Here is a 12,032-nt window from a genome sequence, read left to right as displayed (position 1 = left end):
GCACCGATCTCGACTATGAGATGCAGATGGCCGGCATGAACCGCCAGATGGCGCCCGATATTCAGACCGTGTTCCTGCCGGCAGGCACCTCGTCGCGACCCATTACAGCCACATTGGTCCGGCAGATCGCCGCCATGGGCGGCAATGTCGAAGCCTTCGTGCCGAAAGCCGTGCTTGAAGCCCTTAACGCCAAGCTGAAGCGCTGACTTCAGCCTTACATTTGGAGCCAATCCGATGAAACTCGTTCGATTTGCCTTTGCCGGCGCCCTGTTTGCCGGTGCGCTTGCCGCCAGCACCATCGCTTCGGCCGCCGAACTTCTGACCATCCAGCTGAAGGACGGCCCTGTTGTCATCGAGCTAGCGCCCGATGTTGCGCCCAAGCACGTGGCGCAGATCGAGGCGCTGGCCAAGAAGGGCGCTTATGACAACGTGGCTTTCCACCGCGTTATCGACGGTTTCATGGCACAGACCGGCGACGTCCAGTACGGTAACATGGAGAAGGGCTTCAACGCCCAGCGCGCCGGAACCGGCGGTTCCGACATGCCTGATATTCCGGCAGAATTCTCCAAGAAGCCCTTCACGCGCGGAACTGTCGGCATGGCCCGTTCCAGCGATCCGAATTCCGCCAATTCGCAGTTCTTCATCATGTTTGCCGACGGTCCGTTCCTGAACGGCCAGTACACCGTGGTCGGCAAGGTCGTGTCCGGCATGGAAGCCGTGGACAAGATCAAGCGCGGCGCCGGCGGCAACGGCGAAGTTTCCAACCCCGACCGGATGATCAAGGTCACCGTCGGCAAGAAGTAAGGTAGGGCAATAGAGCCCGAACAGAGGAGAATGACCATGGCCGAGATCAAGGATCCGGAAAACACCATCATCATGGAAACGACGACCGGCAAGGTCGTGATCCAGCTGCTTCCGGAAGTTGCGCCTGGCCACGTTGCCCGCATCAAGGAACTGGTATCGGAAGGCGCTTATGACGGCGTCGTTTTCCACCGCGTCATCGAAGACTTCATGGCCCAGACTGGCGACGTGAAGTTCGGCAAGAAGGGTTCGGAAAGCTTCAACCCGGCCCGCGCCGGCATGGGCGGTTCTGAAAAGGAAGACCTGAAGGCTGAATTTTCCGCCATTCCGCATGTGCGCGGCACCTGCTCCATGGCCCGTTCGCAGAACCCGAACTCCGCCAACTCGCAGTTCTTCATCTGCTTCACGGATTCCCCGTGGCTCAACAAGCAGTACACCGTCTGGGGCCAGGTCATCGACGGCATGGAAGCCATCGACAAGGTCAAGCGCGGCGAGCCTGTGAAGGATCCCGATTCGATCGTTTCGATGAAGCTCGCTTCGGCGGCTTGAGGAATACTGCATCACACCGCTCCGCAGGCGACTGCGGGGCGGTTCGAATGTTGAGACGGTGTCAAAACCTCTCCGCCGTCATCCTCGGGCTTGTCCCGAGGATCTAACGATCCCCGACGGCAACGTGGTTAGATCCTCGGGTCAAGCCCGAGGATGACGTCGAGGGGAGGAGGTCCCTTCACCAACAACGACCCGCCGGCAGTTTGCTGCGAGGCGGGTTTTGATATTTTCGAGAGCCCTTGCAATGCGTGTAGACCTGTTCGATTTCGACCTGCCCGAGGAAAATATCGCCCTTCGCCCGGCGAACCCGCGCGATAGCGCGCGCCTTCTGGTGGTCGATCCGAATGAAAATCGCATGGAGGACCATCGCGTCTTCGACCTGCCGTCCTTTCTGCGGCCCGGCGATGCGCTTGTCTTCAACGATACCCGCGTCATTCCCGCCCAACTGGAAGGCGTGCGCCTGCGCGAAGGTGCGCCGGAGACGGCGGTTTCCGCCACACTGCACATGCGTACCGATCAGTCCCGCTGGAAGGCTTTCGCCCGTCCCGGCAAGCGCATCAAGCAGGGTGACCGCATCCGTTTCGGTTACGGGCGCGACGTTGTTAATTCCTCCAGCGGGGCCTGCGGCCTTGCCCATCTCGAAGCCACCGTCGAGGAAAAGGGTGAGGACGGTGAAATAACGCTGCTGTTCGACGTGTCCGGCCCCGTTCTGGACGAGGCGATTGCCGCCGTCGGCCATATTCCCCTGCCGCCCTATATCGCGGCCAAGCGGCCGGAAGATGTGCGGGACCAGACCGACTACCAGACCATCTATGCCCGCGAGAAGGGCGCCGTTGCCGCGCCGACTGCCGGCCTGCATTTCACGCCGGAGCTGTTTGCCGCGCTCGACAAAGCCGGTATCGAGCGGCATTTCGTCACACTTCACGTTGGGGCAGGCACCTTCCTGCCGGTCAAGGCTGATGATACCGACGATCACAAGATGCATTTCGAAATCGGCCACGTCTCACAGGAAACCGCTGACCGGCTGAATGCGGTGAAGGCGCGGGGCGGGCGCATTGTCTGTGTTGGCACGACGTCGCTGCGCCTGATCGAAAGTGCTGCTGCCGAGGATTGCACCATCCAGCCGTGGTCCGACGCAACCGGCATCTTCATCACGCCCGGTTATCGCTTCCGCGCGGTCGATATGCTGATGACCAATTTCCACCTGCCGAAATCGACGCTGTTCATGCTCGTTTCGGCTTTCTGCGGTCTCGAAACGATGCGTGACGCATATAAGCACGCGATCGAAACGGGATACCGCTTCTATTCCTATGGCGATTCCAGCCTGTTGTTCCGGAAAAACTGATGCACGACAAATTCGTTTTCACCCTGAAAGCCACGAGTGGCGGCGCGCGTCTCGGCGAAGTCGCCATGCCGCGCGGCGTCATCCGCACGCCCGCCTTCATGCCGGTCGGCACTGTCGGCACCGTCAAGGCCATGTATCTCGATCAGGTGCGCGAGCTGGGGGCCGATATCATTCTCGGCAATACCTATCACCTGATGCTGCGGCCCGGTCCGGAGCGTGTCGCCCGCCTTGGTGGTCTGCATGAGCTTATCCGCTGGCCGCACCCGATCCTCACCGATAGCGGCGGTTTTCAGGTCATGTCGCTGTCCGGCCTGCGCAAGCTGGACGAGAAGGGCGTGACCTTCAAGAGCCATGTGGACGGTTCGCTGCATCACATGTCGCCGGAACGCTCGATCGAGATTCAGGGACTGCTGGATTCCGACATCCAGATGCAGCTTGATGAGTGCATCGCGCTGCCGGCTGAGCGCAAGGAAATCGAGCGCGCCATGGAGATGTCGCTGCGCTGGGCGGAACGCTGCCGCGTCGCTTTTGGCGAACAGCCGGGCAAGGCCATGTTCGGCATCGTGCAGGGCGGCGACCAGCCGGACCTGCGCATTCGTTCCGCCGAAGGGTTGAAAGAGCTTGATCTCAAAGGGTACGCCGTTGGCGGTCTTGCCGTCGGCGAGCCGCAGGATGTGATGCTCGGCATGCTCGATATCACCCTGCCGGTGCTGCCCACCGAGAAGCCGCGTTACCTGATGGGCGTCGGCACGCCTGACGATATCCTGAAATCGGTGGCGCGCGGCATCGACATGTTCGACTGCGTGATGCCGACCCGCTCCGGCCGCCACGGGCTGGCCTTTACCCGCCGCGGCAAGGTCAATATCCGCAATGCCCGCCATGCCGAAGATATGCGCCCGCTGGACGAACAATCCAACTGCCCGGCCTCGCGCGACTATTCCCGCGCCTATCTGCATCACCTCGTGCGCGCCAACGAGGCGCTGGGCGGCATGCTGCTATCCTGGCACAATCTTGCCTATTATCAGGAGCTGATGCAGGGTATCCGCAAGTCGATCGAGGAAGGCCGTTTCGCCGATTTTTATGCGGAAACGATCGAGATGTGGGCGCGCGGCGATATAGACCCGGTTTGACCCTTACCGCCCTTTCTCCTGTTTCGGACACTTTCCTTGGCACACGCGCCTTACGTTCTTTTCCGGGATGACACGACCGGCACGGTGACAGCCTTCACCGAGCCGGAGGAAATCATCGTCGCAGATGAGCCAGAGGCATTTTTTGCCGCGCTGAAGCGCATGGAAGAACTGCGCCGTGCCGGAAAATATTTAGCTGGCTATATGTCCTACGAGGCCGGCTTCCTGTTCGAACCAAAACTTGCGCCCTTTGCGACGGAACCCCGCAATGTGCCGTTCCTGAATTTCGGCGTCTTCTCCGGCCCGCAGCCGTATGAAGGCCGCTTTGCGCGGCCTGACGAGGTTCCGGACGCGGACGCGTTTCTCACCGATCCGGTACCGGCATGGACGCTTCCCGAATATCAGCAGCGTTTCGAGCAGTTGCACAACCATCTGCGCCGCGGCGACTGCTATCAGGGCAATCTGACCATGCCCGCTCATGCCCGCTGGAGCGGCGATCCGCTGACCGCCTTCTGGTCGCTGATCGAACGGCAGCCGGTGAAATACGGCGCGCTTGTCGATCTTGGCGGCCCGGTCATCCTGTCGCGCTCACCGGAACTGTTTTTCTCGGTTGACGGGCAGGGGTTCATCGAAACCCATCCCATGAAGGGAACGACGCCACGCGGGGCGGATGCGGAAGAGGACCGGGCGATCATCGCGGCGATGCTTGCCGATGAAAAGACGCTCGCCGAGAACCGCATGATTGTCGATCTGCTGCGCAACGATATTTCGCGCATCACCGAGGTCGGCAGCCTGCACGTGCCGCGCCTGTTCGATATCGAGACTTATCCAACGGTGCACCAGATGGTCAGCCACGTCAGGGCGAAGCTTCTGCCTGATGTGACGGTGGAAGACATCTTCGCCGCCTTGTTTCCCTGCGGCTCGGTCACCGGCGCGCCCAAAATGTGGGCCATGAAAATCCTACGGGACCTGGAAGCCACCCCACGCGACGCCTATTGCGGCGCCATCGGCGTGATATCGCCGAGCGGTGAGATGCGGTTCTCCGTGGCGATCCGAACGATGACGCTTTTCGATGACGGCCGCGCCACCTTCAACGTCGGCGGCGGCATCGTCTTCGATTCCGTCGGCGAGGCGGAATATGACGAGTGCTTGCTGAAATCCAAATTCGCGGTCGGGAACCGGCTGCTGCGGGAGTGACCGCGAAGGTTCTCTCTCATTCATAGAGTAATTTCAGCCGAAGCGTGTTTGCTTTGGCGTCGGACAATCCGGCAAAAACAAAAGAATGGAGCATTCTCGGTGGTCCTGTGATCACCGGAAACGGTCTAGATATCGAAGTGCGACAGAAACGCGATAAGGTCGGCTTGGTCATTGACGCCGATTTTGGAGAAAATCCGGCGGATATGGGTTCTTGCCGTCTCGTAGGAGATCGCCATGGTGGTTGCGATATCGCGCAACGATTGGCCGTGTGACAGCCTGGTTGCCAGGGCTTCTTCAGTGCGGGTCAGGCCGAAAAGCGCCTGCAGCGTGCCTTCCGCGGGTGTGCTTCTCTGATAGGGGTCGACTAGGATGACGTAGGTCTGGCATGAGGAGAACACGTCCTTTGCAATGCCGTGCGCGGGAGAAACATGGGCGACGATAGGGGTCGAGTTGGGCCTCCTCAACAAGACTGGACTGTTCATGCACTCTCCCGGTTGTGTGCATGCGCGATGAATGGCCTGTTCAAGCCGCGCCATGGACTGCCTGCATGTCGAAAAGATCCGGTTGCTTCGGATGCGAAGATCGTCGTCGAACAACCGGTCAGCTGCGCCGGTCACGCGGATGACGCCACCAAAACGATCCAGCATCACGACGGCTTTCCCGCCCAGCGAAAACGCTTCGAAAGCGGCATTGGACGCGCAGGAGGCCACATCGAGACTGAGAGCGACAGCGCTCGAGAGATCAGGGGAGAGGCGTAAGAGGCGCTTGATCTCCGCTTCCTGAAAAGGCCCCTCCGTCGCGGACCGGTGGAGTGAGAGCGTCCATTCGCGCGCGAATCCCTCAATTCGTAATGCGACGAACCACTTGAGACCGAAGGAACGGAGATTTTCCTGGTAGTAGGGGTTCCGTTCGATTTGCTCCGGCGTCATGAAATCCAAATCCGTCGCAAATCCCCTTTGCTGGATTATCGGGATCGAGGGCGAGCGTGCATCAATCTTGTGCCAGCTCTGTTGGACGTAGCGGTGGGCAATCTCCTGACACCCCGAACTCGCAGGCAGCGACGCAGCTGTTCCCTTAAGGGGCAGAAAGACTGCCCCCGTCGCGCCCGCCTGGCCGCACAGGTCGTCAAGTGCGGATTGCCACGTCCGGTGACCGAGGGCCGCTTCCGAGAGACATTTTCCGAGATGATCGCTTTCCCAAAAAGCGGACAAATCAACCACCAATAATAAAAGACAACATCAATAGTTTTTTGAATTTCTAGTCATTCGTTACGTACTCCATTTGGAGGACTTGGAGAACGCAAACGTTAAATAAGGTAATCTCAGAGAATATGTGGTTAAGTATTCTTAAATTCCATGTCTATCCTCACACGTTTCTGAGCTTCCGATTTGCATTATGCAGACAACCGCGCAGTTCCTGAAATTCCCTGAATCTTCAAGCGTAATATAAAATCAAGAAAAATATGAGAAATATCAGATCGAATTTATTCGTCGCCACATGTCTGATAGTTGCAGGCCTGTTTTTTATAGTCACGACGTCGATTTTATTAATTTCCGGTTTGTAGTAGAGTAAGTCATGTGGACGAACGCCGGGCGGACCGGATGGTGTTCAACCGCAGGCCCCAATCGCCTCGAACGCTCCATCCTCCACCAGCACCTCGGTTGCAGCCGGATGGCTGAGGAAGCCGGTGGGGCTGGCGCTGGCGCCGTAGGCGCCGGATTGCAGGATGGCGATGAGGTCGCCGGCTTTGAGGCTCGGTACGGCGGCGTTTCGGGCCAGTGTATCGAGTGGCGTGCAGAGCGGGCCGACGATGGTTACCGTCTCCTCATACGCCGCCTGCATCATGGCCGGTGCGACGATCGGGTAGTTGCGCTTGACGATCTGGCCGAGATTGCCCGACGCGGCGAGGTGGTGGTGCATCCCGCCATTTGTGACCGCGAACGTCGTGCCCCGCGATGTCTTTACCGAGTTCACTTCCGTCACATAGAGGCCGGCCGGGCCTGCGAGGAAGCGTCCGGGTTCAACGATGATATGGGCATCTGCAATCAGCGGATACGATTGAACGAGCGCCCTGAGGTCTGGGATGGCAGCGCCGACAGCCGCGAGGTCGAGCGGCGTTTCGCCGGCGAAATAGGGGATGCCGAGGCCCCCGCCGAGATCGATGGTTTCGAGCGGTTTGCCCAGGATGCCGGCCATGCGCGCCGCTAGCAGGATGGCGTGTCTCCATTGGGAGACAAGCATGTCGGCATCGAGGATCTGCGTGCCGCCGTAAATATGCACGCCGACGAGGTCGATATGGGTGTGGCTGAAGAGCTGCAGCACATTTTCGAGCTCTTCCTCGTCGAAACCAAAGGCGGTAGCCTTGCCGCCCATGCGCATGGCGCCGGCCTGGGCATCCGGCACCGGGTTGATGCGGATCGAAGCCTTGACGGGCTTTCCGATCGCTTCGATCCGGGCGATTTCCTCGGCGCTCTCGATGTGGATTTCACCGATGCCGCCCTCGATCACGTCGCGTAGCTCTTCTGTGCCTTTGCCGGGACCGGCGAAGATAATTTTTGCAGGTGCGACACCGGCCCTGATCGCGGCGCGGTATTCTCCGACGGAGGCGATTTCAGCACCCGCGCCTTCCTGCCGGAACAGCGAGATGATGGCAGGCAGGGGGTTGGCCTTCACCGAATAATAAATGTCGGCAAAGCCGCCGAGTGCTTCTTTAAGATCGCGATAGGCGCGACGCATGGCGCTGGCGTCATAAAGGAAGCACGGTGTGCCGGTCCTGGCGGCAATCTCCCTTACCGCCTGTCCGCCGATCATGAGATCGTTGCCGCTGATACCGAATTGCGCGGCCGCGAAGGCTGGGCCGTGGCTCTGGCTTTTATCCGTTGGTGCCATTATCCGTCCGTTCGCGCACCAGCGCGCGATAATCGACCTTGCCATTGGCTGTGACCGGCAGCTGCTCGACCAGTTCTATGGCGCGGGGAATCATGAAGGGGGCAAGGACCTCGGCGGCTTTTTTCAGTGCTGCCAGGATGTCCACAGTCTGGGTGGCGGCGGTCGCCACGGCATGCACCCTTTCGCCGGCAAAGGGATCGGGCAGGCCGATGACGGCAACCTGCTGGAACAGCCCCGTCGACATCAGGCTCTCTTCGACTTCGGTCGGGCTGATGCGATAACCTGACGATTTGATCATTGCGTCATCCCGGGCAACGAAGCTGAAGAAGCCGTCCTCGTCCTCCACCGCGAGATCGCCGGAATAACACACGGTCTCGCCCCCGAGCTCTGCGGCCAGGAAGGGATGAGGCCGCAACACCTTCGCCGTGTCTTCCGGCCGGTTCCAGTAACCGAGCGAAACGGTCGGTCCGCGATGAACGAGAATGCCGGGTTCGCCCGGTTTTGCCCTCTGTCCCTTGTCGGTGACGATGAAGATTTCACATTCGGGAATGGCCTTGCCGATTGAAGTCGGGCGCCTGTCGATTTCCTCAGGCGGCAGGAAAGTAGAGCGGAAGGCTTCTGTCAGCCCATACATCAGGTAGATTTTCGTGTCCGGCAGTTTTTCGCGCAGCGCCTTGACGGTTTCCTGCGGCACGCGTCCGCCGGAATTGGTGATGTAGCGCAGATGCGGCAGAGGCGTCTTTGCGAGCGACGCAGCCGCCCTCGTCAGGATCGCCCAGATGGTCGGCACGCCGGCAAGCCCGGTGATGGCATAGTCGCGCAGATCGCGGACGATCTCATCGCCCAGCCGGAAGCTGGAAATGATCGTGGTCGCCCCCTGTTCCACCGCGGTCAGCAACTGGTTCAGACCGTAATCGAAGCTGAAGGGCAGGAGGGACAGGATACGGTCGCGGCCGGTGATGTCGAGATAGGTGCGCACGATGCGGGTACCGGCGAGAAGATTGCGGTGCGACAGCATCACGCCCTTCGGCGAGCCGGTGGAGCCGGAGGTATAAAGAATGGCGGCAAGGTCTTCGCCGATGGCCGCAGACGGCCCGGCAGGCGCGGCGGTGCCGGCGGCAATCTCTTCCGCGGGAAGGACCGTGACATCGGGTAACTCGGTGAGCGCCGCCGTCAGCTCGTTCATCATCGAGGCGTCGCTGATAACGATCTTTGCGCCGCAATCCCTGATGATGTGGCGGACCTGCTGCGCCTTCAAAAGCGCGTTGACGGGCACGAAGACGCCACAGGCCATGCTGATGCCGAAGATCGACCAGCATTCCTCGATGCCGCGTGGCAGAAAGATGACGACCCGGTCGCCGCGTTGCAGGCCGGCGTGCTGCAATGCAGAAGCACAGCGCGCCGCCACTGCGGCAAATTCGCGGTAGGTCAGCGATCGGTCCTTGCGGACGACAGCTTGGTCTTCGCTTGCTGCGCGCGCGTCAAGAAGGTGGTGCAGCAGGAAAGGGGATGTCATCTCCTCCGTTCCCTGAGGACGAAGGCGACGAGATCGCCCGGCGTGGCGAGATTCTCAGGCGTGAAATGCTCGTCATTCAGAATGATGCCGAAGCCTTCGCCGAGGAAGACCATCAGTTCGAGGAAGCCGAGCGAATCGATGACGCCGCCGTCGAGCAGTGCCGTGTCCGATGAAAAAGGCGCGTGAGCGGGGAAGCGGTCGCAGAGGTAGGAATAGATGGTATCAGCAACATCTATGTCGTTCTTTTTTGCTGTCTGCACGCTTCTTCTCCGACGTTGGTCTTTCGTTGCCGCGGCCGATTGGCTTTTGCGATGAAGGGCCAGAACAGCGCATCACGGTAACGGGTTCGATGAGTTACTTAAGGTGGCAATAACACCAATTCTGAGTATGTTTCGTTAATAAAAAGTGGGTTCCATGCGCCTTTTACTTGTATCGGCGCGGATTTGGAGGCGGAAAGCCTGGCAGTTTTTTCGCCTGAGAGGCCCGCCATCGTCAGCGCCAGCCGGCCATGGCGAAGGAGATGGCGCGCGATCGCAGGAAGATGCCGTTGCGCAACTTTGCGGTCCTCGCAATGGATAAGGCGCGCGGAGGGCAGGCCTTTGGTTGTTGTTTTCAGGAAGACGAGAGGGTAGTGGCGGTTTTCCGCTTCCATCACGGCGACGATGCAGCCTAGACCGGCATGGTCATCCAGCATGTCCCGTGTTTCGGCGGGGAGGGCTTCCGGCCCGATGTCGGCAGGCGGACGCAACCTTGCACTTGCCGGGCGAAGCGCCGTAATCGGCAGCGGATAAAAAAGCGTGCAGTCGCTCACCGTCGCAAATCCCAGTCGCTCGTTGAGCCTGTGGGCCTCGGCGGAAGGGGTGAGATCGGTGAAGATGTCGTCCGCGTTGGAGGCGGCCATTTGCAGCATGCGCGGCGCAAACCAGCGGCAGGACGGCTCCACATACCAGCTGGAGAAGTTGACGACGATTTTGCCGGTATCGGTCAGGCGGCTTTTGATCGTCAGAAGCACGCCCACGGCGTCATCGCCTTTCATCAGCAATTGGCCGATCGGGCCAAGGCCGCGTCGATCGTGATGGTCACTGATGAGCGACAGGCCGCGGGACCAGATGGCTTCGGTTTTTGCCGGAAAACCTTTCGCCAACAGGGCGACGGCACTGACCCGGTTTCCGTTGTCGATCGGTACGATGTTCAGGGTTGCTCTCCGCTGGTCTTGCGTCCTTTGTGGGCGCAGGAGAGATTTTCAACTCTACCGCGTAGCATCGGCTTACGACGATAGATTTACTGCCCGGTTAATCGCAGTGGCTGCAGGCAATCACGTTTGCATGAACGGCTGGTGCATGAAACGCTGGTGCATGAAGGGAGGGCGCGCCGTTACAAGCCGCGCGCCCGCCTGCTGCTATCAATAGACGACGACGCCGCGAATGCTTTCACCCTTGTGCATCAGGTCGAAGCCCTTGTTGATGTCTTCGAGCGGCATGGTGTGAGTAATCATCGGGTCGATCTGGATCTTACCTTCCATGTACCAGTCGACGATCTTCGGCACATCCGTGCGGCCGCGCGCGCCGCCAAAGGCGGTGCCCATCCAGTTGCGGCCCGTGACCAGCTGGAACGGACGTGTCGAGATCTCCTGGCCCGCACCGGCCACGCCGATGATGACCGACTTGCCCCAGCCGCGATGCGAGGCTTCCAGCGCCTGGCGCATGACCTTGGTATTGCCGGTGCAGTCGAAGGTGTAATCGGCGCCGCCGATCAGGTCGCCGTTCCGCTTCGTCATGTTGACGAGATAAGGCACGATATCGTCGCCGACTTCCTTCGGATTGACGAAGTGGGTCATGCCGAACTTTTCGCCCCAGGCCTTGCGGTCCGGATTGATATCGACGCCAATGATCATGTCGGCGCCGGCAAGGCGCAGGCCTTGCAGCACGTTGAGGCCGATGCCGCCGAGACCAAAGACGATCGCCGTGGAGCCGATCTCGACCTTTGCGGTGTTGATGACGGCGCCGATACCGGTCGTCACGCCGCAGCCGATATAGCAGACCTTGTCGAAAGGCGCGTCGGGGTTGATCTTGGCGAGCGCAATTTCCGGCAGGACGGTGTAGTTGGAGAAGGTCGAGCAGCCCATATAGTGGTGAATCTTGTCCTTGCCGATCGAGAAGCGCGAGGTGCCGTCAGGCATCACGCCCTGGCCTTGCGTGGCGCGGATGGAGGTGCACAGATTGGTCTTGCGCGAGGTGCAGGAGTAGCATTCGCGGCATTCCGGCGTGTAGAGCGGAATGACATGGTCGCCCTTCTTGACAGAGGTAACGCCGGGTCCGACATCAACGACGATGCCCGCACCTTCATGGCCGAGGATTGCCGGGAAAAGGCCTTCCGGGTCAGCGCCAGACAGGGTGAAATCGTCGGTGTGGCAGATGCCGGTGGCCTTGACTTCGATCAGCACTTCACCGGCGCGGGGACCTTCAAGCTGAACGGTCATGACCTCGAGCGGTTTTCCTGCCTGAATGGCAACGGCGGCGCGAACGTCCATATTCGATCTCCTCAGTCTTTTAATATCAAAGTAGAAAGGTTTTGCCCGAGCGCGGCTGGCCGGGCAAGGCAAAATCCG

At 60.1% G+C, this 12,032-nt stretch carries 11 protein-coding genes and 1 pseudogene; 6 read left to right on the top strand and 6 right to left on the bottom strand.

Annotated elements, in window-relative coordinates:
- The 6 genes and pseudogenes from ACUTJJ_RS09705 to ACUTJJ_RS09680 all read left to right on the top strand — a co-directional run.
- Nucleotides 1-206 (top strand): annotated as a pseudogene (locus ACUTJJ_RS09705) (pantetheine-phosphate adenylyltransferase); the annotation flags it as partial.
- 28 nt (nt 207-234) lie between these two features.
- The gene (locus tag ACUTJJ_RS09700) at nt 235-804 is read left to right on the top strand and encodes a peptidylprolyl isomerase (RefSeq protein WP_209088201.1); all 570 of its coding nucleotides are present in this window, start codon (nt 235-237) and stop codon (nt 802-804) included.
- 36 nt (nt 805-840) lie between these two features.
- On the top strand, nt 841-1,350 hold the full coding sequence (locus ACUTJJ_RS09695) for a peptidylprolyl isomerase (protein WP_445542006.1): 510 nt from the start codon (nt 841-843) through the stop codon (nt 1,348-1,350).
- 244 nt (nt 1,351-1,594) lie between these two features.
- Complete coding sequence (gene queA / locus ACUTJJ_RS09690; protein ID WP_445542005.1) at nt 1,595-2,695, top strand: tRNA preQ1(34) S-adenosylmethionine ribosyltransferase-isomerase QueA; 1,101 nt, start codon at nt 1,595-1,597, stop codon at nt 2,693-2,695.
- Complete coding sequence (gene tgt, locus ACUTJJ_RS09685) at nt 2,695-3,825, top strand: tRNA guanosine(34) transglycosylase Tgt (RefSeq protein ID WP_445542004.1); 1,131 nt, start codon at nt 2,695-2,697, stop codon at nt 3,823-3,825. Before queA ends, tgt begins: the two co-directional genes overlap by 1 nt.
- Before the next feature lie 36 nt (nt 3,826-3,861).
- Complete coding sequence (locus ACUTJJ_RS09680) at nt 3,862-5,019, top strand: aminodeoxychorismate synthase component I (protein ID WP_445542003.1); 1,158 nt, start codon at nt 3,862-3,864, stop codon at nt 5,017-5,019.
- Between the two features lie 125 nt (nt 5,020-5,144).
- On the opposite strand, the gene ACUTJJ_RS09675 is transcribed toward ACUTJJ_RS09680, so the two are convergent.
- From ACUTJJ_RS09675 to ACUTJJ_RS09650, 6 genes are all read right to left on the bottom strand, one after another.
- Nucleotides 5,145-5,948, bottom strand: coding sequence for a helix-turn-helix transcriptional regulator (locus ACUTJJ_RS09675; RefSeq protein WP_445542002.1), 804 nt, complete (start codon nt 5,946-5,948; stop codon nt 5,145-5,147).
- Between the two features lie 679 nt (nt 5,949-6,627).
- Nucleotides 6,628-7,908: a type III PLP-dependent enzyme gene (locus ACUTJJ_RS09670; RefSeq protein WP_445542001.1), complete on the bottom strand. Its 1,281-nt coding sequence runs from the start codon at nt 7,906-7,908 to the stop codon at nt 6,628-6,630.
- Nucleotides 7,892-9,424, bottom strand: a complete 1,533-nt coding sequence (locus ACUTJJ_RS09665) for an AMP-binding protein (protein ID WP_445542000.1) — start codon at nt 9,422-9,424, stop codon at nt 7,892-7,894. The genes ACUTJJ_RS09670 and ACUTJJ_RS09665 overlap by 17 nt, the downstream gene beginning before the upstream one ends.
- Nucleotides 9,421-9,684: an acyl carrier protein gene (locus ACUTJJ_RS09660; protein WP_296070205.1), complete on the bottom strand. Its 264-nt coding sequence runs from the start codon at nt 9,682-9,684 to the stop codon at nt 9,421-9,423. Before ACUTJJ_RS09660 ends, ACUTJJ_RS09665 begins: the two co-directional genes overlap by 4 nt.
- Before the next feature lie 98 nt (nt 9,685-9,782).
- A complete protein-coding gene (locus ACUTJJ_RS09655) occupies nt 9,783-10,520 on the bottom strand; it encodes a hypothetical protein (protein ID WP_445542007.1) in 738 nt (245 codons plus the stop codon).
- Between the two features lie 306 nt (nt 10,521-10,826).
- Nucleotides 10,827-11,954 carry an S-(hydroxymethyl)glutathione dehydrogenase/class III alcohol dehydrogenase gene (locus ACUTJJ_RS09650; RefSeq protein WP_003495724.1) on the bottom strand — a complete coding sequence of 376 codons (1,128 nt, stop codon included), beginning with the start codon at nt 11,952-11,954 and terminating at the stop codon, nt 10,827-10,829.
- Nucleotides 11,955-12,032: the final 78 nt, after the last annotated feature.

The organism is Agrobacterium sp. DKPNP3, assembly GCF_052686535.1.
The sequence above is the reverse complement of the archived record's forward strand: the minus strand, read 5'-3'. Positions and strand labels throughout refer to the sequence as shown.

Coding starts and splice junctions, on each gene's coding strand:
- ACUTJJ_RS09700 (WP_209088201.1), top strand. CDS start 235: ATGAAACTCGTTCGATTTGCCTTTGCCGGCGCCCTGTTTGCCGGTGCG.
- ACUTJJ_RS09695 (WP_445542006.1), top strand. CDS start 841: ATGGCCGAGATCAAGGATCCGGAAAACACCATCATCATGGAAACGACG.
- queA (WP_445542005.1), top strand. CDS start 1,595: ATGCGTGTAGACCTGTTCGATTTCGACCTGCCCGAGGAAAATATCGCC.
- tgt (WP_445542004.1), top strand. CDS start 2,695: ATGCACGACAAATTCGTTTTCACCCTGAAAGCCACGAGTGGCGGCGCG.
- ACUTJJ_RS09675 (WP_445542002.1), bottom strand. CDS start 5,948: ATGACGCCGGAGCAAATCGAACGGAACCCCTACTACCAGGAAAATCTC.
- ACUTJJ_RS09670 (WP_445542001.1), bottom strand. CDS start 7,908: ATGGCACCAACGGATAAAAGCCAGAGCCACGGCCCAGCCTTCGCGGCC.
- ACUTJJ_RS09665 (WP_445542000.1), bottom strand. CDS start 9,424: ATGACATCCCCTTTCCTGCTGCACCACCTTCTTGACGCGCGCGCAGCA.
- ACUTJJ_RS09650 (WP_003495724.1), bottom strand. CDS start 11,954: ATGGACGTTCGCGCCGCCGTTGCCATTCAGGCAGGAAAACCGCTCGAG.